Here is a 22,327-nt window from a genome sequence, read left to right as displayed (position 1 = left end):
AATATGAAAATCGAAAAAGATATCCACGAGTCGTTCTGCACCGCCTACGCTGGGGCTGTAGTCCGTTTTATCGTCACGGGCATCAACGAAGACGTGTCTTTTGATTCGAAGACGCAGCGCTTCGTTTCGAAAGAGATCGATGAAGACGTCCCGCCATCCGACTGTGAATGGTGGGTGGGTGATGACTGGGAAACGTTTGTCGGCCCGCTCGCATGCGCGACTGACTTGGCGCATCCGAAATTCTCAGAGGACGTGCTGAGTAAGGCGATCATCTTCGCCTTGAGAAAATCTGCCACTGGTAAGCGGATGAGTCAGATTTTGGCTGGGCTCGATTAATTCCTCAGCCTGCTTATTCGCCGCTCTGTAGGTCGGTCTAATTCAAGTATTGGGCATTCGATGAAAATCTCTGACGAAATCGACACTCTCGCACTTTATGCCAGCCCACTTGCAGCGCCTGCTGTCCTTGCAGTTTTCGGACTTGCCGGAACATGGTCATCGTCGGAGGCAGGTGTGTTCTCGGCCATCTTTTGGCAAGTCGCTCTTGCTTGTGCATACACGCCTATTTACTACGCAATTTCTTTATTGCTTGTGTTGATCATTTGGCGTGTATTTCCAAAGGTACGAGTATTCAGAAAATCAGTAACTGGTCCACTTATCGCTACGGCGTGCGTGTTTGCAATCTCAGTGAATTCCTATGCACTGGGTTTTCGCAATATCGGGCCATTTGATTCTGAAGCTTTCAGAATTTTTGTCGGGGTGGTTCTGAATATCATCTTCTTCGTCTGGCTTATGCGTCGATCACATTTGCTAGATTCTCTACACGGCGAATCGGAGCAGGCGTAAAAAGTTTACGGCTTGGGAGTTCCATACTGAAAGGTAAGAGCTCCGCAGTAGTTATTCGAATATTTAATCCGATCTCCTAATTTTCTTCTTTGGTTTGCTGTCGATGTTTAACTATAAAGATCCAAATTCTCTATCAGCGCGTATGCCTAGAACTCTTCTCACATTTCTCCTAATCCTTTCACTCATTGGATGTACGTCGATGCAAGTGAGCCAAGGCGGCAAACTTCCGAATACGCTAGGGAGCCTGAAGCCAGGCGATACAGTCACTGTGGTTACCTACGCAGGAACCAACATTCAACTAAAAGTAGTATCAATTGATAGCCGCACATTGACTGGCCAGAGTAATGAGGGAAGCATCTCTATCCCTGTCGTTCAAATAAAATCGGTTGCTAAGTCGCACTTTAGTGTGGGCAAGTCCATCGGGTTAGTTGCCGGCGTAGCGTACGCTGCATTAGCGGTACTGGGTGTTTGGGCTTTCTATTCTCTCGGCAAAGCAACAAAGTAAAAAATACGAAAGCTTAAGGGGGCAGAGTAATTTTTCAGGCTCCTTATCCGTTTATATGGCTCATCCAGTGGCCCATGCCCGTGGCAAGATAATTGCCACCAGACATTTGGGTCTGATCATAAGAACGTACAGGGAAGTTCATGCCAGAAATTAAATTCACGGCCGATGAGACTGCCATCATCGTCAAGAAGATTCAGCTCTATTTTATTGAAGAGCTCAAGCAAGAGATTGGAAGATTCGATGCTGAGTTCTTGCTCGAATTCTTCTCAAGCGAAATGGGCACATACTTTTATAACCGCGGCCTATACGACGCTCAAGCGATTCTTTCCAGCAAGCTGGAGGAGTGGTCCGAGACTATTTATCAGCTTGAGAGGCCGACGGAGTTCCGAAAATGAAGAATAATTACTCCGACCCATTATTTGCTCCAACATACTGGCTGTTTTTTCCATTTGGCCTGATCGCATATTTCGCAAGAATAGGGAATGGATAGCTGTTAGACAGGAAAGCAAATGTATCTACCTTCTGATCCCAAAGTCTGGAATGAAATAGCGCAGGATCCATTGATCAAGCGACCAATATTTTGGTTGCCAATTGCATTTGTCATTCTGATCCCATTCCTTACAGATGAAGATCAAATCAGGACATCTTTGCTAGTGCAGCAATTTGTTGCTGCGCTTTCCTATCTGGTGCCATCAATCGATACTTGGGTACAACGCTCCGAATTTCCTTCAACAACAGGTTTTTTGTTTTCAATTTACTGGGTCCTGATGCCGTATTATTTTTTAATATTTGCAGGCATTAAGGACAAGTCAGAGTACGTGAAAATCTGGAGATCAACAGGATGGAAGCGTTATTTTTCTCCGTTAATATTGATTTCGATACCGCTCGCTTATGGCCTAATTTTTTACTTCTTTGCGTTTCCTGAAGAATCCAACTGTTCTCATGAATGCATTCATCGCTCGCCCTCACTCCAGAATTTCTGGGGAATATGTTCAGTGATCGGCATTACAAGCTTATCTGCCGAGGTTTTTAGGTGGATGAAGAACTTTAAAGCTATCTATTTTAGTGAACTACAAGAGGGAGAAAATACATGAGCGCTGATACGGCGAGTAAGACCCCTTATTTCTTTTACTCGTCGAAGGGGGACGTTTGCGATGGCTGCAACGTCAGTAAAATTCTGAGGTAATTCCAAGGAAGTAAAATGAATCTTACAAAATTCGAACGTCCTTGCTGGCTTCCTGTAGTCGCCCCCAGGATGGCCCCTTAAATGCGTCAAAGTTTTCCGGCGCACCTTTCTTGCCTTCAGGCAGCAAATGGCCCGCTTGCCAAAACTGCGGAAAGCCTATGCAGCTTTTTCTGCAACTAAATCCCTCTGAGCTTCCGGAGCAAGTAACCTCGCCATGGGGTGAAGGACTCCTACAGTTTTTCTATTGCACTAACTCTGAACCTCTATGCGAGGTTGATTGTGAAGCTTTCTTCCCATTCTCGAAAAGCACGCTGTTGAGAATCGTAAGTGCTGAAGGTAAGTCTGAGGCGGTAGATTCATCCGCGGTTCTAAATGGCTTTCCACCTAAGCTCATCGTCGGTTGGAAAGTGGACCATGACCTGCCAAATTGGGAAGAGCTTCGATCGCTCGGAGTTGAATTGACTGACGAGGAGTCCGAGGAACTCAGCGAGAAGGGCTTTCCTCGCTCGGGAGAAAAGCTCTTAGGCTGGCCAGCTTGGGTTCAAGGCGTTGAATATCCGCAATGTCCTGAATGTGGGTCACAGATGCGTCTTGTTTTTCAAATTGATTCGAGTGGTCATCTTCCTTACATGTTTGGTGATGTTGGATGTGGCCACATTAGCCAATGTGCAATTCATCCAAGTAACTTAGCCTTCGGCTGGGCATGTGGGTAATTGCATATAGCTGCCAACGTCAGCTTTAAAAATAAGGGGCCGGAGTAATTATTCGCTTAATCTTCGAAATAGTTACTCCGACCCCTTATTTCATATTTCATATACCTCGCAGATATGGCAAACCCTTTCTTCAAGCAGACGTGCCTTTGGCACGCCGCTAAAGTTAAACGTTAGGTTAAATCAGGAGAAGTTATGGAAGCCATACTAAAAAAGTGCCAGAAAGAAGACTTCAATTACCTTTCAGAGGTTCTTGATAGCTACCTGTCATTTACTGATGATAAGAAGAGAAAATCTCTTTTGGCGCAAAGCGGCAGCAGCCCAAACGCCAAGAAAGAACTGATAACCCTCATAGATAAACAAATAAAATATTTTGGGTCTTCCGATCTTGCCTATTTGAAACGCGCTCTATTCAGCTCTTCGGGGGGTGTCAGCGCAACAGAAATAATCAATGATGTATGCGAAAAGCTTAGTGTAAAAATAAAGATTGGGGGCAGCGTTGAGGCTCGCTTAGAGCGCCTTGTTAACGCTGTTGTCGAGAAAGAGCTCCTAAGCAAAAGCCCTGAGGATCTATCGAACGCATTTAAAGATATCGGCATGGGAAATGCCGACATAAAAGCGGTAATAGAAAAAATAAAAGGAAATGGCAAGGTTTTAATTTTGCCAATCCTTGTCGAAATTCTTGGGCCAAAAATCACGCTTGGAATTATTGAAACAATAATCATCAGCCTTATTGCACAAATAATAGGCAGGGAGGCAGCAAAGCAATTGGTCAAAGAACTTATGAAAAGAAATCCTTGGGTAAATGCATTGGGCCCGGTTCTGTGGGTGCTCTCCGGGGCATGGTTGGCCTTTGATCTTCAGGGGCCTGCATACAGAAAGACCGTCCCAATAACTTTGTACTTAGGGATTGTCGCGCTTCGCGATGGCGCTGAAGATACTAAGTCGTAAATTTTCCCCAACAAGTCGTTCCAGTCGACCACGTACAGGGGCGGCTGAACTCCAACATTGCTTACGTCTTTTTTGTGACGATGAATTGAGAAGTGTGACCTACAGCACTTGGCACAAAACAACCCCAACAAATCACCCCAACTTCAAATAGCGCGCCCAAAAGCTCACCCAAGGTTTTTTAAAGAAAACCCACTCAAGTATTCCCACCCCATGCCGATGTACCTAAGGCACAGACAGGAATACTCAGATGATGGCTTATCGTCAGAACACAGCGCTCGCGCAATATCAGTCCAACGACGTTGCTGGCGCCATGGGCGATGCCAGTCCGCATCAGCTTGTGCAGATGCTGCTTGCTGGCGCGTTGGATCGTCTCGCGCAGGCCAAGGGCGGTGTGTTGCGAAAGGATCGTCCGCAGAAGTTGCATGGCGTGGCCAAGACGGTCGCGATCATTGAGCACTTGCGCCTCAATCTTGATCACGAGGCTGGCGGTGACATCGCTCGCAATCTTGAGAACCTCTACGACTACATGGTGCGTCGTCTGCTGAAGGCCAATGTTGATGATGATGTGGCGATCATCGACGAGGTCGCCGGGCTGCTGCGGGACGTCAAATCTGCCTGGGATGCCATTCCACTCAACCTTCGGGCGTCGCCGCTTTCCTGATTCGTCCGGGTTGGGCGACTCAACGGCTCCTCGGGTACGGAAATGGCATGGGGGTAGCTGACCATGAAAGAAACTGTCAAAACACTGGCGTATGACGACTTGCTGCCCTTGGATTGGGTGGAGTTATCCGCGCCGCCGGACGCCCTCTACTTAGAACGTCTCTGCGAACGCAATGTCAGCTTGCTAGGCAGGGTGGCTGCCATCGAAGAGCGGCATCGCATGGTGGGCGAAGAGGGCGAGTTGGAGCAGGAGATTAACCGCCTGCATTCGAAGATGGATCTGCTGCTAGGGCTGGTTGCCAGCATCGCTCGAACCCATCTGAAACTGCCCGACGAGGTCGAACTCCGTTTGTCAGCCGATTACCTACGTTGGAAGTTGGTAAGGCCAGTACCACTTAAGGGATCGCGCATCATGCTCTCGCTGTACCTGAATCCCTGTATTGCCGAGCCTCTGCGTTTACCCGCAGTTGTTCAGGAACAGGATGATGGATGGGTGGGGGCATGCTTAGAACATCCGGGGGCGAGCTGTTATTTGGCACTGGAGCAGCATGTATTTCTGCATCACCGTCGTTCGGTTGCTGAAACAAGGTCTCTCGTACAAAAGTAACCGTGGCAAGCGGTGCGGGGACGGGGATCTTCATCCAACCGAGCCGACGCATCACTATGAAAATCATCCTTGCCGATCAGCAAACTTTGATGCGCGCAGCCGTGCGCTGCTTGATTGAAACGATGCATGGAATGAAGGTTATTGCCGAGACCGGCGATGGCCAAGAATTACTGAAACTCGTCGCGCGACACAGACCCGATATCGTCATCACTGATATGGATCTCGCGAGCATGAGTGGTCTCGATTGCACTGAACAGATCAATCGACATTATCCGGCCAGCGCAGTGTTGGTCTTGTCTGATCAAACGGCGATGCAGCCTGTACGTGCAGCGTTGAAAGCAGGCATCGCCAGCTTTGTTGCCAAGGATGCAGAGCGTCAAGAACTCGAGCTTGCCCTACGCGCCACCGCTCGTGGACAAAGTTACTTCAGCCCCAAGGTCTCACGCAGCGCGCTTGAACAGCGCCGTTTGCAGCGTGGCGAAGATCGGCCCTCACTGACCGTACGTCAGCGTCAAATCATGCAGCTCCTCGCACGTGGCAGCACCACGAAGGAGATCGCAGGAATCATGGGTGTCGGCATCAAAACCGTAGAGACGCATCGCGCACGCGCGATGGAGGCTCTGCATCTCAAAACTTCAAATGCCTTGATTCACTACGCAATCCGTCATGGATTTGACGGATCAAATCCTGTCACCTCATTCCCAACTCCTAGCGCCTGAAAAATTCCAAATGTAAGGGTTCCCCTTACACGCAGTAAGGGAATGAACGATTGGAGATTTGACGCTGTAGGCCAATGATGGCTTCAACGAAATGCAGCGTTGCATTTCACTCAAAAGGAATTGAGGAGAGTACAAAATGAATCCAGGAATTCGCTTGCATCTGGGCCAACAGATCGCGATGACCCCGCAGCTCTTGCAGTCCATCCGCATGCTGCAGCTGTCGACACTAGAACTAGAACAAGAAGTCCGCCAAGCGCTAGAAGAAAACCTGATGCTTGAGCAGGACGAAGACTCCGAAGTCACAGAGTCAGAAGCCGCTCCCGCAGAAGCAAGCAACCACGAAGAAATTGTTGCGGTGTCTGCAAACGACGCGACTGCACTTGAACAGATGTCAGAAGACTTCGACTGGAGCAGCGCAGACAGCTGGTCCGGCGGCGAACCAATGGATGACGAAAATCCAATAGAAGATCGCACGCCTGCAATGCCATCAGAAGATATTCGCATCCGCGCGCTGGAACAGCTGCGCACCAGCCTGAATGATCCGATGGACATGCGCATTGCGTTGGCGATTGTCGAAGCAGTGGATGACAACGGCTATCTCGAAAGCTCGTTGCTTGAGATTGCAGAAAAGCTTTCCGAACTGGACGTCACCGAGCAGGACGTCGCAGCGGTGTTGCACAAGGTTCAAGCTGTAGAGCCAAGCGGATTCGCTGCACGCAATCTGCGCGAATGCCTGCTACTCCAACTGCGCGATCTGCCGCGCAAGACCCTAGGTCTTGAAATGGCCAATGAGATCGTTAGACAGCACCTCAACGCACTCGGTGCACAAGACTACGCAGCGCTGAGAGAAGTGTTCCAGACCGACGACAACACACTTGCTGTCGCCATCAATCTGATCTTGATGCTCAACCCAAAACCAGGTGCATCCGCCAATAGTCCGGCACGTGCAGTGGTGCCAGACATCATCGTCAGCGGTCGCCAAGGCAACTGGAAGATCGACCTCAACCCAGCAACGCTACCACGCATTCGCGTGAATTCACTTTACGAGAAACTGTTGATTGGTTCTTCCGAACATCGCGTACTGCGTGACCAGTTGCAGGAAGCTCGCTGGTTGGTGCGCGGTGTCGAAATGCGCAACACCACGTTGCTAAAAACCGCTCGCGCAATCTTCTCACGACAGGCCAAATTTCTCGTTGATGGGGAAGAAGCCATGATGCCGCTGACGCTTCGCGAGATTGCAGACACCATCGAGATGCACGAATCGACCGTGTGCCGCGTCACCACCAACAAATACGTACAAACGCCATGGGGCGTTTACGAGCTGAAGGATTTCTTCCCTAGCATGCTAGGTGGTGCGGAATCCGAAACCTCCGGCACTGCCGTCAAAGCCATCATCCGTCGCATCATCGATGGCGAAAACCGTAGCGCACCGATGTGCGATGGTGCCATCGCTGCAATGTTGCATCGCAAGGGTGTGAACGTGGCTCGTAGAACAGTCGCCAAGTATCGCGAGGCGATGAAGATTGCTTCAGCAAAAGAAAGACGTCTTCAGAAGCCGCGTCAGGCGCTTCGCATCGCAGTCTAGTTTTGCCAGTTAGTTTCTAAAAAAATAAGTTCAAGTGAGAGCACCATGTCTGAAGCCAAAATTCTTGTAATCGATGCAGATGCGCAAAGAAGCGAAATTCTGCGTTCGATTCTGCAGTTCATCGATTGGCGTTCGGTGCTGGTGGGTGATGCAGCTGAAATCGATTTGAACAAGCACAGCCCCCAAGATTGGGTGGCCGTGGTCATTGGAAAATTCGACAACGCCGAATCACTGAAAAAATTTACCGAGTGGTTCAAGCGTGATCACTACCATCCGCCATTGCTGGTGCTGCCAGAATTCTATGAACAGATTCTGCAAGAGTTTGAGTTTGATCGTCTGGCGTGCGTGACTTTGGATTTCCCATTCAAATACACCCAACTGCATGACTTGCTCAAGCGCACGCATATGCAGCGCAAGCGCATCAACGAAGTGGTCAAATATTTGTCAGACGGCCCTACAGGAAACTCTCCTGTTGTGAAGCGTCTGCGTCGTATGATCGAGCAGGTTGCTGGTTTCGACACCACGGTTCTTGTGACCGGCGAATCTGGCACGGGCAAAGAAGTCGTTGCACGCGCCATTCATGAAAGCTCCAATCGCCGCGACAAGCCTTTTGTTGCCGTGAACTGTGGCGCGATTCCTTCAGAATTGCTGGAGAGCGAACTCTTCGGTCATGAGAAGGGCGCATTCACCGGCGCCATCACCACTCGCAAAGGTCGTTTCGAGATGGCCGATGGCGGCACGCTATTCCTTGATGAAATCGGCGACATGAGCTTGCCGATGCAGGTCAAGATTCTCCGCGCCCTGCAAGAAAGAACCTATGAACGCGTTGGCAGCAACCACAGCGTTCGTTGTGATGTTCGCGTTATTGCTGCTACGCATCGCAATCTGGAAGAAAACATTCGCAAAGGAAACTTCCGCGAAGATCTCTTCTACCGCCTCAATGTGTTCCCAATCGAAACCCCACCGCTGCGTGATCGCATCGATGATCTGCAGCTGTTGATTGATGACATCACCGTCAGCATGGATCGCAACGGTCACGGCTCGGTTCGCTTTGCACCCGACGCCATCAATGCTCTGCGCCAGTATCCTTGGCCAGGCAACGTGCGTGAACTGCACAATCTGATCGAACGTCTTGCTGTGCTGCATCCACGCGGTCTGGTTCAGGCCACGGATCTGCCACAGACCTATCGTCGCGGTGTTGTTTCAAAAGTAACGAGCATCATGGAGACGGTACTGCCAGAAACCTTGCAGGCCAATGCTGACGAAGAAGCTTCTACTGAAGACAACGTCATGCCATCGCCAGCCGTTGTTGCAATGCCGGGCTTCAGTCAGTTGCCTCCAGACGGCGTTGATCTGAAGGATCACATCGCCAACATCGAACTCAATTTGATCAAGCAGGCGCTGCGTCAGGCTAATGGTGTTGTCGCTCACGCCGCCAAACTGCTGAACACGCGCCGCACCACGCTGGTTGAAAAGCTGCGTAAGTACGGTCTTCAAAGAGAAGATTCTTCGGACTTAAATGTTGATGACCTGATGCAGGACGTTACCGAACTGCGTGAGGCCATCAGCGCCTAAAAAATGGACGTCAGGATTCCGTCACTGCTGGTGATTTCTCCTTGGGCACAAGAATTGCTCGATGTAACACAGAGAACGGTTTTGGAATTTGGCAAGCATGAATGACATCGACGTAAACCGCGTGTTGTCGCAGATTCGCTCACTGAGTGAGCAGGCGGCCAATCGCCCGGCAAACGTTGCTGCCAAAAGTCCGACGGAAAGTGGTTTCGGCCAACTCGTCGGCAACGCCATTTCGCAAGTCAATCAAACGCAGCAAACCGCCACCCAACTGCAACAGTCTTTCGAGATGGGTGATCCCAGTGCTGATCTGGCCAAGGTGATGATCGCGCAGGCGAGTGCTCAGGTTTCATTTAAAGCAATGGCAGAAGTCCGTAATCGCTTGGTGAGTGCCTACCAAGACATCATGAATATGCCGATCTGATATGGCCCAACTCACACTTCCACGAATGGATTCACTCGGCGCAATTCCCGGTCTGCGCCAGATCCTTTTTCTGGTGGGCATCGCAGGCGCAGTCGCCGCCGGTGTCAGCATCTACATGTGGTCACAGAAGCCGCCGATGGCTGCGGTTTATTCCAGCTTGTCGACCAAAGATTCTTCCGACGTCGCCGAAGCGCTGCGTACGGCGAACGTTTCGTTTCAACTCGACAACAACAGCGGCGCCGTGATGGTGGCTGCTGACAAGGTTTACGAAGCGCGTCTCAAACTGGCCTCGCAGGGTTTGCCGAAGAGCACCAGCATGGGCTTTGAGATGATGCAGCAGGAGCAGGGTTTCGGCACCAGCCAGTTTGTTGAGAGCGCGCGCTATCAACATGCGCTGGAGACGGAGCTGGGTCGCACGGTCAGCAGTCTGCAATCAGTACAAGGTGCACGTGTGCATCTGGCGCTTCCTAAGCAATCTGTTTTTGCCAATGGCGGTTCAGCTGCGAGTGCATCGGTGTTGGTTGATCTTGCACCGGGTCGTAGTCTCGACGGCAATCAGATTGCTTCGATCGTGCATCTGGTCGCATCCAGCGTGCCGAATCTTGTGGTTGGCAATGTCACTGTGATTGACCAATACGGTCACTTGCTCAGCAACTCGGGTGATGCCAACGATCCAACCCAACAAGCTGCAAACCAGTTTGAGCAATCTCGCAAACTGGAAGCCGATTACGTTCGCCGCATTGAACAGCTGCTGACGCCGATGACCGGTAGCGGTCGCGTCAGTGCACAGGTTGTTGCGGATATGGATTACTCGGTGACTGAAGAAGCCACTGAAAGTTACAAGCCAGATTCCGCCATCGTGCGTAGCGAGCAGACTTCTGAAAACACCACGCGTGGCCCAAGTGGCGGCGCTCAAGGCATTCCTGGTGCAACCAGCAATCAGCCACCGAGCAATGCTCAGGCGCAGCCACTGAATCCACCGGGCGCATTGGCTGCTGCGGGTAAAGCAGGTGCAACTCCAATTGCAGCCAGCAACACGACGAGCAGCAATCCAATCACCGAGAGCCGCAACAGCACGCGTAATTACGAAGTCGATCGCACGGTTAGCCATGTGCGTCGTCCGGCTGGCGAACTTCGTCGTCTCTCCGTCGCAGTACTCGTCGACAACTTGCCAAAGTCAGATGGCAAAGGCGGCACCACGCTGGCACCGTTGAGCAAAGATGAATTAGCCAAGGTCGAGAATCTGGTGAGACAAGCGGTTGGCTTTGATGAAAAGCGCGGCGACACCATGAGTGTGCAGAACGCTTTGTTCACCACCAATCCAATTCCAGTCGAAGCCCCAACTCCGATCTGGCAGCGCCAGGAAGTTCGTGAGTACGGACGTCAGGGCCTCGCTGTTCTGATCATCGTCATTCTGGTTTTTGCAGTGATGCGTCCAGCCATCAAGTATCTGGCTGAGACAGATCCCAACAAACAAGTCACGGCCAGGCTCGTCAGTGAAGGCGCGCCCATCACCGCGATGCTCGATGACAGCCACAGCGCGGCAGACGATAAGCCGCGCCCAGTTCCGCAGTACGAACAGAAACTTGCACTGGCGCGTGGAGCGGTTGCTGCCGATCCCAAGCGTGTAGCGCAGGTGATTAAAACATGGGTGAACACCGATGGTTGAAGCACAGGCAGCGACGAATGGATCTGCACGCGCAGCGATTCTCCTGATGTCGCTGGGCGAGACCGAGGCCGCCGAAGTGCTCAAGCACATGGGCGCCAAGGATGTGCAGAAAGTCGGGCAGGCGATGGCATCGCTGAACAATGTGTCACGCGAACACGCCACGCAGATCATGGAAAACTTTGTCACCGAGATGGAGTCGCAGACTTCGCTGGGTGTTGGTGCAGATGACTACGTTCGCCGTGTACTGACCGGCGCACTGGGTGAAGATAAAGCGAGTGGCCTGATTGACCGCATCTTGCTCGGCCGTAACAGCAAGGGTCTTGAAGCACTCAAGTGGATGGAGACGCGCGCTGTTGCTGATCTGGTGCGCAATGAACATCCGCAAATTGTTTCGATCGTGTTGGCCTATCTGGATCCAGATCAGGCAGCGGAAGTGATTGCCTTGTTGCCTGAGCGTATGCGCAGCGATGTGCTGGTGCGTATCGCACGCCTGGATGGCATTCAGCCGAGCGCACTGCGCGAGCTGGATGAAATTATGGAGAAGCAATTCTCTGGCGGTAACAACATCAAATCTTCCAGCGTCGGCGGCATCAAGGTCGCGGCTAACATTCTCAACTTGATGGACTCGTCAGTTGGTAATGCGATCTCCACCAAGATTGGAGAACTGGATGCAGACCTCAATACTCGCATTCAGGAACTGATGTTTGTGTTTGATGATCTCGGCGAAGTTGATGATCGCGGCATTCAGGCACTGCTTCGCGACGTGCCCCCCGAAATTCTCGGCGTTGCACTCAAGGGTGCAGAACCACGCGTTAAAGAAAAGATCACCAGCAATATGTCCAAACGTGCAGCAGAAATGTTGCTCGAAGACATGGAAGCCAAGGGCCCGGCACGCGTCTCCGATGTGGAAGCCGCGCAGAAGGAAATTCTGGTCATTGCACGCCGTTTAGCGGACGCCGGCACCATCATGCTCGGCGGAAAGGGTGACGAATTTGTTTGAAGTTCTCTCCAATGAATTAAGCGCTGGCGCGACGCTTTGGAATTGCCCACCGCTGTCCGAAGACGGCCGCGACAATCGTGAAAATCCGATGGTTTCGCGCAGCAAGCTGAATACGGCTGCGCATCTCGATTCGATTGAGAAAGCTGCCTACGAAGAAGGCTTTGCCCGCGGTCATGCCGAAGGCTATGCCAATGGCAACCGTGAAGCACAGGCTGTTGCCGCTCAGATCAGCTTGCTACTCGAACACATGTCTCGTCCGCTCAAGGATCTCAGCGCAGAAGTTGAACATGCGCTGATTCGCTTGGTGGTGGATACCGCAAGACGCTTGGTCAATCAGGCGATTGAGCTGGATCCGCAACTGGTTACTGGCGCAGTGAATGAAGCCGTCGCAGCAGTGACGACCAGCACGCGCGAGATGAAGATCTTTCTGCATCCGGATGATTTGTCGGCGTTGAAGAACACGCTGAGTCTGACCACGGATGCAAACTGGAAACTGGTGGCGGATGCCACGCTGCGCCGCGGTGATTGCCGCGTCGTCACTGAGTCCAGCCAGATTGATGCGCGCATGGACACACGCCAAACCAATATTGAACGGGCCTTGCTCGGCGAGGACGCTTGAACGCCTGGCGCGATGAGCGCGACCAGACACTTGTTAAATCGCTTGATGGCTTGAGCCCGCGCCTTAATGGTGTGCGTGGACCCATCGTTGAAGGCGTGCTGAAACGCGTCGTTGGACTGACGCTTGAAGCAGTCGGTTGCTCCGTGCAGATTGGCGGACGCTGCCGTGTTGAAGCCGCCGATGGCGTTTCACAGGAAGCTGAAGTTGTCGGCTTCTCCGGTGATCGAATCTTCTTGATGCCAGCAGGCGAGATGCATGGCCTGTTGCCTAATGCCCGCGTAATCCCCATTCGTCATGCCGCAGAAGTCGCTGTCGGTGATGCACTGCTTGGTCGTGTACTGGATGGCGAAGGCCAACCACTCGACGGAAAACCTGCGCCACGTTGCACCGACCGCGTGCGTCTCAATGGCACGCCCATCAATCCGCTGTCGCGTGCGCCTATCCGTGAGCCGCTGGATGTCGGCGTTCGCATCATCAATTCTCTGTTAACCGTTGGCCGTGGCCAGCGCATTGGTTTGTTCGCGGGCACTGGCGTCGGTAAATCGACATTGCTCGGCATGATGACGCGCTATACGAATGCCGATGTCATCGTCGTGGGCCTGATTGGTGAACGCGGTCGCGAAGTCCGCGAGTTCATTGAAAACAGCTTGGGGCCAGAAGGCATGCGTCGCGCGGTGGTTGTGGCGACGCCTTCTGACCGTTCGCCATTGATGCGTTTACGTGGTGCGTCTCTGGCAACAGCTATTGCAGAATATTTTCGTGATCAGGGCAAGAACGTTCTGCTGCTGATGGATTCACTGACGCGCTTTGCACAGGCACAACGTGAAATTGGTTTGGCTGTGGGTGAGCCGCCAACAACGCGCGGTTATCCGCCATCGGTATTTGCACGTCTGCCACAACTGGTTGAGCGTGCAGGCAATGGACTCGACGGCACTGGTTCCATTACGGCGTTCTACACCGTGCTGACAGAAGGCGATGATCCGAATGATCCGATTGCCGATTGCGCGCGAGGTATTCTGGACGGACACATCTTGTTGTCACGCTCAATTGCCGACTCTGGCATCTATCCAGCAATCGATATCGAATCTTCGATCAGCCGCTGCGCTGTTGAAATCACAGATACACCGCATCAGCAGTTGGTTAGACGTTTCCGCCAATTGTTCTCCGCGTACCAACGTAATCGCGATCTCATCAGTATTGGCGCGTACCAAAAGGGCAGCGATGCACGCGTTGATACCGCGATTGCGATGTGGCCGCGGATTGAAGAATTTCTTAAACAGGACGTACGCGAGCCTGCCACTTGCGCGGGCAGCTTGGGCGCCCTGCAAAACCTGCTGACCACTAATTAAAGGAAACGGCGATGTCACCCTCCCGATCATCGCGTTTAGAACCCCTTCAGCTTGTTGCCGATAAGCGCGAGGATGAGGCAATGCGCGCGATGGCCGAGTGCCAGCGCCTAGTCACCGAGCATGAAACGCGACTCTCGGAGTTGCAGCGTTATCTGCAGGATTACGTCAACACCGTAACCGTTGCTAGCACGCCAGCGCTGATCAGCAACCGCCACGCTTTTCTGGCGAAGTTGCGTGAAGCAGAAGGCTTTCAGAAAACATTGCTGGAGCAAGCCAAGCAGCGCTGCGAAGCCGAACGCACTCGCTGGTTGTTGAAGCGTCGCGATGTCGGCGTCCTGGAACAACTCGCCGCTTCGTATCGCATGCAGGAGCGACAGCAGACTGAACGCATCGAACAAAAGAATTCCGATGAGCGTGCCAGCCAAAGCTATTTTCGAGCTTTGGCAATGAACGCTGCTTCGGGCATGTAAGCCGATGAATGTGATGAGCAGCATGGGCGCCAGCGCTGATAGTCAGACTGCCTCATCAAGAATGAGTGTGGATCTGTCCTCGGCCAAGGAAGTCGGGCCGAAGAAAGCCGTTGCCAAGGATGATGCGGTGCAATCGTCTGACGACAGCCCACTGCCTCAGTTGTTTGGACAAGTACTGTCCAATGCGACGGCAGGACAAAAGATCGAAGCAAAAGTGCCTGTGGCTAAAACCAAAGTGGTTTCGGCTGATGCGACAGATGCAGCCGCTACTCCGGATATTGCTTTGCTGATGTCTCTGCTCAACGTGCTGCCACCGAATGATGCTCCTCCGGCAACAGGCGGACAGGATGATGCGATTGCAACGCTAGCTATCTCACCAAACACAGTTCGCACACCTCCAGCAGCAAGCCCTACAAATCCGCTCGCAACGCTAGTTGTTGATACGCCAGACACTTCAACTCCCGTCGCAGTCGCTTTGACTGTTGCCGCGAAAGAAGTGCCGCCGGTGATTGACGGCCGCATGACCGACAAAGCCGATCTCATTGCATCTGTACTCGCAGACATCGAATCACCAGCGCCGACGCCAGCGCCACTACTCGCAACTCCAACCCATCAGGCGCCAACCATGACGGCAGTAGCACTGGCATTGCCAGTGACTGCGCCAGGTGTGCTCGATGAATTGCCGATCACCAATCGTGAATGGCCTGCCGCTTTGGGCCACCGCTTGTTGTGGGCAGTCGGCGAGGGCATGCAGAAGGTTGAGATCAATGTGACGCCGGACGATATGGGGCCGATTAACGTCCAGATCCGCATCGAGAATGACAAGGCTGATCTGCGCTTCACCGCCACGCACGCGATGACGCGTGATGCACTAGAAGCCTCGTTGCCTCGTTTGCGTGACATGTTCTCGCAGCAGGGACTCAACCTGTCGCAAGCACAGGTGTTCTCGCAGACGCCACAAGACACGAGTGGCCGTCAGCCCGATACGCATCAGCCGAATCCACACGCCAGAAATTCTTCAGAGCCACAGGATTCAGAGCAGGCACCGCCCGTTCGTTGGCGCCGTGGCCTCGTCGACGATTACGCTTAAGCCAGCTCCGCGCTGAACGGCTTATTGCTTAAGGGCTAAATCGATTGGGCCTTTTGTAGTGACGTGCCAGGCTGTCGGAACGATTTGACTGTCTTCGGGCTTGGGCAGCATCACCAGCAATTTCTGATCGGGACGCATCTTCCGCGCTAGCACTTTTGCTTGTGCCAGCACTTCAGCAGCAGGCAGATCCAATGACCAGCCATATTGCTTTTCTGCATCTGCAATGGTCTGCGTGGCATCGGCAATGCTTGTCGTCAGATACGACACACGGCCAGAGGTGCGCATCCACGAATGCTCGCGACCAAATCGATGACGGATTTTTTGTTGTGAGGACGGCACGGTCGTTTCAACGCAATACAGACTCACCTGCTTATCATTGAGATAGGGACCGAGTAAGCCAATCGCACTGAATCCATCGCCGGTACCCGCGATGATTGCGTCTGGGAGAATTCCGAGCTCGTGCATCTGTTCTTGTGTCTCACGACCCACGATGCCTTGAAAATATTGGACGATGCTTGGGTACGGATAAGGACCAGCATCAATGCTATTCACATAGAAGCTGCCCTTGCTGTCCAAAAACCAATCTTCCAGCGCTCTGGAGCGTATGTCTTCATGGCTGGCATCCATCGACGGATAAAGCGTGATGATGTCCGCGCCCAGCTCGCGCATACGGCGCAGGCGAGCAGCGTTCTGTTCTTGCGTCGCTTGCGGCATATAGATGGTGCACTTCATGCGGAGCAGGCGTGCCACTGTCGCTACAGCAACGCCGTGTATTCCATCTTGGGTCGCGGTGATGATTCTGTTTTTGCCCAGACACTGTCCCAGCAGTACTTGTCCGCAGGCGTTAATCAAAGGGATATCAGTTGCGCCACGTTGATCTTCAAACTTACGGAAGATCTGTGCGCCGTTTTCATCCGAGGCGACTCGCTCAATTTTTTGTAGCGGAGTAGGCCGCGGCATATTCTGCTGCATCAACTCTCTGAACATTTGCTCAAACGAAGCGGATTGCGTAATCCGCTCCCAATCCTGCTCAAGCTCGGCTTGTCGAGCACTGAGTTCGCTCTGATTGACGGATTCGTAGAACCGCTCAAACTCCGGCTTCTTCGGCGTTTGCATCACTGGCAATACTTGTACCGTGGTTCGCGTGAGAACCTGCGGCGTATCGCTAAACAAATTGCTGTCGGGAAGTAACTGGCGGCCCATACGCACAATCTCTGCCCAGTTTTCATCAGAACGGCCTTCCAACTGTTCGAGATAAAAACGAGTTTGCTCGCGGAACTCTTCTTTGAGATTGGCAGCGTAGAAAATTTCCAGCAGCTTGTAACGCAGATCGCGACGCTTGGGCTCTTGCGTGAGTGATGCTTTCAGAAGTTGTGCCACATCGTGGTAGAAACTGAGCGCGTGCTCCGGATGTTGTTCGAGCGGAGCTTTGGCGACCTCAACAATCTCGCGTGGTGGTGGCGAATAGCTTGGCGCAGCTTCTACAAGCGGAATAGGGTCTTGCCAATGTTCTGGTATTTCGTTCGGAATCGGTGCTGGCGCTGAGTTGATGTTCTGCGAGGGTGTCGCCGGAATCACTTCATCTTGTTCAACGCGCACTGATGCTGCTGCTGGTGATGATGGGCGTGTTGATGTCGAGCGCTTCTGCCAAAACTTGAAGCCTGCTACCGCCACTAACAGCGCAACGAAAGCGATCCAGATATTGCTGATGCCGCTTGTTGCTGGTTTCTTGTCGATCGCAGCGGTTTGTTCTGGATTCGATTCCACTCCAGCCGCAGGGGCTACGTCCTCAGCTACTGCTAGTGTTGTCGTTGTTTCCGCGTTGACACCATATGTAGTTAACAATTGGGGTGTCGTATCCCGTTTGATATTTGCGGGTTCACTTGCACGAATAAACGGCGGGTGTTCCAGTCGTTCTGACAGCTTCAATCTCGGATGCTCAAGCGTGATCGGTTCTGAGGTATCCAATACAGGCGGCGCCAGCTTCTGTGGCTGCGCAACTGGCGCGATACGACGTTGCTGTTTAACCGGTGCCTTGGCGGGTGTTGGAGTCTGCAATACAGGCTGCGGTGCTTCGGCGACAGCCAATGGCTTCATCTGAACGGCTGGCGATTGCTGCTGCACAGTTTGTAGTTTTGTACTCGCCGTTGTCTGTACAGGCGCGCGGGAATCTGGTGGGTCCAGCAGTAGTGAATAGCTGCGTTGCAATTTGCTGCCATCGATACTGATCAATTCAATGATCAGATCAAGGATCGGTTCACGTACAGATTCTCTGCTGGTGATTTCTATGAACGAGTTTCCATCCCGCTTCACCACTTCTACTCTGGTTCGACCGAGCAACATCGGCCGCTCAATGGAATTGCGCGCGTAAATATTTTCTGGGGCAATACGGGCAACGGCGGCTGAAAGGCTTTCTTCGCCTGCGCCAGTGATTGGAATTAAAACGTGTAGGGGTGAACCCAAGTTGGATCGCTGCTCGATGTCTCCGAGTCCTAACGCCGTAGCGGAGGGCGATCCTAAAGTTAAGATTGCAGCAGATACTGCAAACATAACCATCAATAACGCTCGCATCCTTGCTTCCCCATTTAGCCGACTCAACCTTGAGTCTTAGTGGGCGCTGTCTAACGACGAGCCCTTTATATCTATTTGGAAAAAGCCACAGATGTAAGCAAATCCCTACAGAATGTTACCTGTCATGGATGGGCAAATCCATAAGAATTGAACTGCCCCCCTCCTAAGCCACGCGAGCTGTGTAGCCCGGGTGAAACCCGGGAAGCGCCGCATGATTAATGGAAGACCCGGGTTGCACCCGGGCTACAACCGTAGGGCGGGAGCATCCCGCCTTTCGCGTCTGCCGACTTCGCGGAAGGCGGGATACTCCCGCCCTACTCAGAAGACGCCAGTTACTCGACATCCCTTTTTCCATAACCCAGTCAATTTTCCGTCGCCAAAAATAAGTGCTTGTTTGAATAGCCTTTAAATCATTATTTCGTGTGGCACACGGCTTGCTCCTCTCCTTGTGGAAAGTCACAAGACGGGGATGTCAAAAATGTCTGCAGCTGCAAACGCCATTCGAGAAGACCAGGCTGGACAGGTGCCTGCGCCTCCAGCCAAGAAGAGCAAAGCGCTTGTCTACATCATCAGCTTGCTGATGTTGGCTGCTGGTGGCGGTGGTGGATTTTGGTATTCCACGCAAGGCAGTGCCGCCGGTCACGATGCTCATGGCAAAGCGGCTGATGCAGCGCCTGCCAGTGGCAAGGCCGCAGCGATTTATCTGCCGCTGCAACCTGCATTCGTTGTGAATCTGGAAGACGCCGAAGCTCTGCGTTATATGCAGGTTGATCTCGAAGTGATGGCGCGCAATCCAAAGTCGATTGAAGACGCCAAGACCCACATGCCACGCATTCGTAACAGCCTGTTGCTGTTGTTCGGACAGCAGCATGCTTTTGAACTCGGCACACGCGCAGGCAAAGAAGCGCTGCAAGCTAAAGCCCTCGCAGAAATTCAGCGCGTGCTGAAAGAAGAAACCGGCAGCGCCGGTATCGAAGCCGTTTACTTCTCCAGCTTCGTCATCCAATGAGTACCAAAGAGCTGTTGTCGCAAGACGAGATCGACGCGCTGTTGCACGGCGTTGATAGCGGCAATGTTGAAGTTGAGATGCAGGCGCCTGCCGCACCTAACGAAGCACGCCCATTCAACTTTGGCTCACAAGACCGCATTGTTCGCGGCCGCATGCCGACGCTAGAAATGGTCAACGAGCGCTTCGCTCGTTTGTTCCGTATTGGCCTGTTCAACATGTTGCGCCGCTCGCCAGAGTTGTCGGTCGTCGGCATTCAGATGGCCAAGTTCGGCGAATACACCCACTCACTGTTTGTGCCGACCAGCCTCAATCTGGTTCGCATCAAACCACTGCGCGGCACCGCGCTGTTTATCTTTGAACCACGCTTGGTGTTTTCAGTAGTTGAAAACTTCTTTGGTGGTGATGGTCGTTTGGCCACCAAGATTGAAGGGCGCGAGTTCACGCCGACTGAAATCCGCGTGATTCAGCTGATGATTCGTCAGGCTTTCGTTGATTTGAAAGAAGCCTGGTCGCCAGTGATGGATCTGGATTTTGAATACATCAACTCAGAAGTGAATCCACACTTTGCCAACATCGTCTCGCCTTCCGAGATTGTGGTGGTTTCCAAATTCCATATTGAACTGGAAGGCGGCGGCGGTGATCTTCACGTCACCATTCCTTACTCGATGCTGGAGCCGATTCGCGATCAGCTTGATACCGGTATCCAGTCGGATCGCATGGGCCGTGACGAACGCTGGACCATGTCGCTGCGCGAGCAGATCAAAGATGCCGAAGTGGAAGTGAGCACCGACCTCGCACGCAGCACCATCACTGTGCGTGACCTGATGAAGCTCAAAGCTGGCGACATCATCCCAATCAACATGCCCAGATCGCTGGATATTTGCGTGGAGAACCTGCCGGTTTTCCGCGGAACGTTTGGCGTCAGCTGCGGCCGCAATGCACTTCGCATCAGTGAAGTGATTAGCCGCGAAACAAACTCAACGACACGCAGGAACTAAGACCATGAGCAATCCAGTACCTAATTCCAACGCGTCAGCAACCGCATCGTCAGCGGAACGCGCCAACTTTCAAACGCTGGACAGCGATGTTGCTGTCAGCCCCAACACCAGCAGCGACGTCAATCTGGATGTCATTCTTGATGTGTCGGTAACACTCTCGATGGAAGTGGGCCGCACGCGCATCCCCATTCGCAATCTGCTGCAACTCAATCAAGGCTCCGTCGTGGAGCTGGAACGCGAAGCCGGTGAGCCGCTTGATGTTTACGTTAACGGCACGCTCGTCGCACACGGTGAAGTGGTGGTCGTCAATGAAAAGTTCGGCATTCGACTGACTGACGTCATCAGCCCAGCAGAACGCATTCGTCGCCTGCGCTAATCATGTTATTTCCAACAACAGCTGCTGCTGAAACCGCTGCGCCAGTTGTGGCCGCCACTTCAACTTCGATGGCGGGGAATCTGTTCTCCACAGCATTCAGCCTTGCGCTGGTGTTGGCAGTGATCTTCGCTATCGCTTGGATCATGCGTTGGATGCAACGCGCCCGCATCGGCGGCGCGAGCAGCCTGCGTATCAATGGCGGCATCCAAGTCGGCGCGCGTGAGCGAGTGCTGATGGTGCAGGCCGGTGACAAGCATTTGTTGATTGGTGTTGCACCAGGCCGCGTGCAAACGCTGCATGTGTTCGATCAAGCGCCAGTAGTCACTAGTGAGCAAGCCTCCGAGCTTTCACCGTTTGCAGAGCGCCTGCGTCAATTGATTCAGAGCAAGGTGAGCAAATGATCAAGAACATTCTTCTGTTCGGCTTGCTGGGCTTTATGGCGCCAGAAGTTTTTGCAGCAGCCGGTAGCTTGCCTGCGATTACAGTGATACCAGCAGCGGGTGGTGGCAGCACTTACAGCCTCAACATTCAGGTGTTGATCCTGATGACGGTTTTGTCGCTGTTGCCAGCGGCACTGCTGATGATGACTTCATTCACCCGCATCGTCATCGTGCTCGGCTTATTGCGCCAAGCACTCGGCACCAGCCAAACGCCTTCTAATCAGATTCTGATTGGCCTCTCTCTATTCCTTACTTACTTTGTAATGGCGCCGGTGTTCGACAAGGTTTACACCGAAGCCGCGCAGCCTTATCTCGATGGCAAGATGGAGTTGCAGCCCGCCGTCACCGCTGCATCAAAACCCGTGCGTGGATTCATGCTGGCGCAGACTCGCGAATCCAGCTTGATGACCTTTTCCAAGATTGCAGGTCACGGCCAATATAAAACCGCCGACGATATTCCTTTCAGCGTATTGGCTGCCTCATTCGTCACCAGTGAATTAACCACGGCCTTCCAGATCGGATTCCTCTTATTCATTCCTTTCGTGATCATCGACCTCGTCGTCTCTACTGTGCTGATGAGCATGGGCATGATGATGATGTCGCCGATGATCATTTCGCTGCCGTTCAAGCTGATGCTGTTTGTGATGGTGGATGGCTGGGCGCTGGTGATGGGCACATTGGCATCCAGCTTCCGGGGCATTTCATGACACCGGAAACCGTCATCACGCAAGGACGCGATGCGTTGCAACTTGCGTTGATGCTGGCTGCGCCGTTGCTGCTCACTTCGCTGGCAGTCGGTGTCATCGTCGGTATCTTCCAAGCCGCCACACAGATCAACGAAATGACGCTGAGCTTCATCCCGAAGCTGGTCGCAATGGCTGCGGTACTGGTTTTTACCGGGCCATGGATGTTGCGGCTGCTGATGGAGTTTACGCAGCGTCTTTTCGAGAACATTCCGAATCTCATCGGCTAGC

The 22,327-nt window shown here is 52.7% G+C and carries 25 protein-coding genes; 24 read left to right on the top strand and 1 reads right to left on the bottom strand.

Features of this window, described 5'->3' with window-relative positions; genetic code table 11:
- Positions 1-3: 3 nt before the first annotated feature.
- From CJD38_RS13915 to CJD38_RS13825, 18 genes are all read left to right on the top strand, one after another.
- Positions 4-336, top strand: coding sequence for a hypothetical protein (locus CJD38_RS13915; protein WP_107940965.1), 333 nt, complete (start codon positions 4-6; stop codon positions 334-336).
- 60 nt (positions 337-396) lie between these two features.
- A complete protein-coding gene (locus CJD38_RS13910; protein ID WP_107940964.1) occupies positions 397-843 on the top strand; it encodes a hypothetical protein in 447 nt (148 codons plus the stop codon).
- A gap of 645 nt (positions 844-1,488) precedes the next feature.
- Complete coding sequence (locus tag CJD38_RS13900) at positions 1,489-1,743, top strand: DUF2164 domain-containing protein (protein ID WP_107940962.1); 255 nt, start codon at positions 1,489-1,491, stop codon at positions 1,741-1,743.
- A gap of 114 nt (positions 1,744-1,857) precedes the next feature.
- Positions 1,858-2,442: a hypothetical protein gene (locus tag CJD38_RS13895; RefSeq protein ID WP_107940961.1), complete on the top strand. Its 585-nt coding sequence runs from the start codon at positions 1,858-1,860 to the stop codon at positions 2,440-2,442.
- A gap of 133 nt (positions 2,443-2,575) precedes the next feature.
- Positions 2,576-3,247, top strand: a complete 672-nt coding sequence (locus tag CJD38_RS13890; RefSeq protein ID WP_276307800.1) for a DUF1963 domain-containing protein — start codon at positions 2,576-2,578, stop codon at positions 3,245-3,247.
- Between the two features lie 192 nt (positions 3,248-3,439).
- Positions 3,440-4,195 (top strand): hypothetical protein, encoded by a 756-nt coding sequence (locus CJD38_RS13885; RefSeq protein WP_107940959.1) that lies wholly within the window; start codon positions 3,440-3,442, stop codon positions 4,193-4,195.
- 247 nt (positions 4,196-4,442) lie between these two features.
- Positions 4,443-4,856: a flagellar export chaperone FliS gene (gene fliS, locus CJD38_RS13880; RefSeq protein WP_240783630.1), complete on the top strand. Its 414-nt coding sequence runs from the start codon at positions 4,443-4,445 to the stop codon at positions 4,854-4,856.
- A gap of 63 nt (positions 4,857-4,919) precedes the next feature.
- The gene (locus tag CJD38_RS13875; RefSeq protein ID WP_107940958.1) at positions 4,920-5,462 is read left to right on the top strand and encodes a PilZ domain-containing protein; all 543 of its coding nucleotides are present in this window, start codon (positions 4,920-4,922) and stop codon (positions 5,460-5,462) included.
- A 56-nt stretch (positions 5,463-5,518) separates the two neighbouring features.
- Entirely contained in the window at positions 5,519-6,181 is a 663-nt protein-coding gene (locus CJD38_RS13870) for a response regulator (RefSeq protein WP_107940957.1), read from the top strand.
- A gap of 136 nt (positions 6,182-6,317) precedes the next feature.
- The gene (rpoN, locus tag CJD38_RS13865; RefSeq protein ID WP_107940956.1) at positions 6,318-7,766 is read left to right on the top strand and encodes an RNA polymerase factor sigma-54; all 1,449 of its coding nucleotides are present in this window, start codon (positions 6,318-6,320) and stop codon (positions 7,764-7,766) included.
- A 45-nt stretch (positions 7,767-7,811) separates the two neighbouring features.
- Positions 7,812-9,341 carry a sigma-54 dependent transcriptional regulator gene (locus CJD38_RS13860; protein WP_107940955.1) on the top strand — a complete coding sequence of 510 codons (1,530 nt, stop codon included), beginning with the start codon at positions 7,812-7,814 and terminating at the stop codon, positions 9,339-9,341.
- Positions 9,342-9,438: 97 nt separating this feature from the next.
- Complete coding sequence (fliE, locus tag CJD38_RS13855; RefSeq protein WP_107940954.1) at positions 9,439-9,762, top strand: flagellar hook-basal body complex protein FliE; 324 nt, start codon at positions 9,439-9,441, stop codon at positions 9,760-9,762.
- Between the two features lies 1 nt (position 9,763).
- Positions 9,764-11,431, top strand: coding sequence for a flagellar basal-body MS-ring/collar protein FliF (fliF, locus tag CJD38_RS13850; protein WP_107940953.1), 1,668 nt, complete (start codon positions 9,764-9,766; stop codon positions 11,429-11,431).
- Positions 11,424-12,431 (top strand): flagellar motor switch protein FliG, encoded by a 1,008-nt coding sequence (fliG, locus tag CJD38_RS13845; protein WP_107940952.1) that lies wholly within the window; start codon positions 11,424-11,426, stop codon positions 12,429-12,431. The genes fliF and fliG overlap by 8 nt, the downstream gene beginning before the upstream one ends.
- Positions 12,415-13,050, top strand: a complete 636-nt coding sequence (locus tag CJD38_RS13840; RefSeq protein WP_107940951.1) for a FliH/SctL family protein — start codon at positions 12,415-12,417, stop codon at positions 13,048-13,050. Before fliG ends, CJD38_RS13840 begins: the two co-directional genes overlap by 17 nt.
- Positions 13,047-14,399: a flagellar protein export ATPase FliI gene (fliI, locus tag CJD38_RS13835; protein ID WP_107940950.1), complete on the top strand. Its 1,353-nt coding sequence runs from the start codon at positions 13,047-13,049 to the stop codon at positions 14,397-14,399. The genes CJD38_RS13840 and fliI overlap by 4 nt, the downstream gene beginning before the upstream one ends.
- An 11-nt stretch (positions 14,400-14,410) precedes the next feature.
- Positions 14,411-14,869, top strand: coding sequence for a flagellar export protein FliJ (gene fliJ, locus CJD38_RS13830; RefSeq protein WP_107940949.1), 459 nt, complete (start codon positions 14,411-14,413; stop codon positions 14,867-14,869).
- Positions 14,870-14,882: 13 nt separating this feature from the next.
- Positions 14,883-15,959 carry a flagellar hook-length control protein FliK gene (locus tag CJD38_RS13825; RefSeq protein WP_161554248.1) on the top strand — a complete coding sequence of 359 codons (1,077 nt, stop codon included), beginning with the start codon at positions 14,883-14,885 and terminating at the stop codon, positions 15,957-15,959.
- A gap of 21 nt (positions 15,960-15,980) precedes the next feature.
- On the opposite strand, the gene CJD38_RS13820 is transcribed toward CJD38_RS13825, so the two are convergent.
- Entirely contained in the window at positions 15,981-18,509 is a 2,529-nt protein-coding gene (locus tag CJD38_RS13820; RefSeq protein ID WP_494546298.1) for a pyridoxal-phosphate dependent enzyme, read from the bottom strand.
- 499 nt (positions 18,510-19,008) lie between these two features.
- Between CJD38_RS13820 and CJD38_RS13815 the strand changes: the two genes are divergently transcribed.
- The 6 genes from CJD38_RS13815 to fliQ are packed head-to-tail and all read left to right on the top strand — an operon-like array spanning position 19,009 to position 22,326.
- On the top strand, positions 19,009-19,539 hold the full coding sequence (locus CJD38_RS13815) for a flagellar basal body-associated FliL family protein (RefSeq protein WP_161554246.1): 531 nt from the start codon (positions 19,009-19,011) through the stop codon (positions 19,537-19,539).
- Positions 19,536-20,537 (top strand): flagellar motor switch protein FliM, encoded by a 1,002-nt coding sequence (gene fliM / locus CJD38_RS13810; protein ID WP_107940945.1) that lies wholly within the window; start codon positions 19,536-19,538, stop codon positions 20,535-20,537. Before CJD38_RS13815 ends, fliM begins: the two co-directional genes overlap by 4 nt.
- Before the next feature lie 4 nt (positions 20,538-20,541).
- Positions 20,542-20,913 (top strand): flagellar motor switch protein FliN, encoded by a 372-nt coding sequence (gene fliN / locus CJD38_RS13805; protein WP_107940944.1) that lies wholly within the window; start codon positions 20,542-20,544, stop codon positions 20,911-20,913.
- A 2-nt stretch (positions 20,914-20,915) separates the two neighbouring features.
- A complete protein-coding gene (fliO, locus tag CJD38_RS13800) occupies positions 20,916-21,314 on the top strand; it encodes a flagellar biosynthetic protein FliO (RefSeq protein ID WP_107940943.1) in 399 nt (132 codons plus the stop codon).
- Complete coding sequence (gene fliP / locus CJD38_RS13795) at positions 21,311-22,060, top strand: flagellar type III secretion system pore protein FliP (RefSeq protein WP_107940942.1); 750 nt, start codon at positions 21,311-21,313, stop codon at positions 22,058-22,060. Before fliO ends, fliP begins: the two co-directional genes overlap by 4 nt.
- The gene (gene fliQ, locus CJD38_RS13790; protein WP_107940941.1) at positions 22,057-22,326 is read left to right on the top strand and encodes a flagellar biosynthesis protein FliQ; all 270 of its coding nucleotides are present in this window, start codon (positions 22,057-22,059) and stop codon (positions 22,324-22,326) included. Before fliP ends, fliQ begins: the two co-directional genes overlap by 4 nt.
- Position 22,327 lies beyond the last annotated feature (1 nt).

This window comes from Stenotrophobium rhamnosiphilum (genome assembly GCF_003052265.1).
GTDB lineage: Bacteria > Pseudomonadota > Gammaproteobacteria > Nevskiales > Nevskiaceae > Stenotrophobium > Stenotrophobium rhamnosiphilum.
This window is presented reverse-complemented; position numbering and strand designations above follow the sequence as displayed.

Coding starts and splice junctions, on each gene's coding strand:
- CJD38_RS13875 (WP_107940958.1), top strand. CDS start 4,920: ATGAAAGAAACTGTCAAAACACTGGCGTATGACGACTTGCTGCCCTTG.
- CJD38_RS13860 (WP_107940955.1), top strand. CDS start 7,812: ATGTCTGAAGCCAAAATTCTTGTAATCGATGCAGATGCGCAAAGAAGC.
- fliS (WP_240783630.1), top strand. CDS start 4,443: ATGATGGCTTATCGTCAGAACACAGCGCTCGCGCAATATCAGTCCAAC.
- fliO (WP_107940943.1), top strand. CDS start 20,916: ATGTTATTTCCAACAACAGCTGCTGCTGAAACCGCTGCGCCAGTTGTG.
- CJD38_RS13815 (WP_161554246.1), top strand. CDS start 19,009: ATGTCTGCAGCTGCAAACGCCATTCGAGAAGACCAGGCTGGACAGGTG.
- CJD38_RS13895 (WP_107940961.1), top strand. CDS start 1,858: ATGTATCTACCTTCTGATCCCAAAGTCTGGAATGAAATAGCGCAGGAT.
- CJD38_RS13900 (WP_107940962.1), top strand. CDS start 1,489: ATGCCAGAAATTAAATTCACGGCCGATGAGACTGCCATCATCGTCAAG.
- fliQ (WP_107940941.1), top strand. CDS start 22,057: ATGACACCGGAAACCGTCATCACGCAAGGACGCGATGCGTTGCAACTT.
- fliE (WP_107940954.1), top strand. CDS start 9,439: ATGAATGACATCGACGTAAACCGCGTGTTGTCGCAGATTCGCTCACTG.
- CJD38_RS13820 (WP_494546298.1), bottom strand. CDS start 18,509: ATGTTTGCAGTATCTGCTGCAATCTTAACTTTAGGATCGCCCTCCGCT.
- fliF (WP_107940953.1), top strand. CDS start 9,764: ATGGCCCAACTCACACTTCCACGAATGGATTCACTCGGCGCAATTCCC.
- CJD38_RS13910 (WP_107940964.1), top strand. CDS start 397: ATGAAAATCTCTGACGAAATCGACACTCTCGCACTTTATGCCAGCCCA.
- fliP (WP_107940942.1), top strand. CDS start 21,311: ATGATCAAGAACATTCTTCTGTTCGGCTTGCTGGGCTTTATGGCGCCA.
- fliJ (WP_107940949.1), top strand. CDS start 14,411: ATGTCACCCTCCCGATCATCGCGTTTAGAACCCCTTCAGCTTGTTGCC.
- CJD38_RS13915 (WP_107940965.1), top strand. CDS start 4: ATGAAAATCGAAAAAGATATCCACGAGTCGTTCTGCACCGCCTACGCT.
- fliM (WP_107940945.1), top strand. CDS start 19,536: ATGAGTACCAAAGAGCTGTTGTCGCAAGACGAGATCGACGCGCTGTTG.
- rpoN (WP_107940956.1), top strand. CDS start 6,318: ATGAATCCAGGAATTCGCTTGCATCTGGGCCAACAGATCGCGATGACC.
- CJD38_RS13885 (WP_107940959.1), top strand. CDS start 3,440: ATGGAAGCCATACTAAAAAAGTGCCAGAAAGAAGACTTCAATTACCTT.
- CJD38_RS13825 (WP_161554248.1), top strand. CDS start 14,883: ATGAGCAGCATGGGCGCCAGCGCTGATAGTCAGACTGCCTCATCAAGA.
- fliG (WP_107940952.1), top strand. CDS start 11,424: ATGGTTGAAGCACAGGCAGCGACGAATGGATCTGCACGCGCAGCGATT.
- fliN (WP_107940944.1), top strand. CDS start 20,542: ATGAGCAATCCAGTACCTAATTCCAACGCGTCAGCAACCGCATCGTCA.
- CJD38_RS13870 (WP_107940957.1), top strand. CDS start 5,519: ATGAAAATCATCCTTGCCGATCAGCAAACTTTGATGCGCGCAGCCGTG.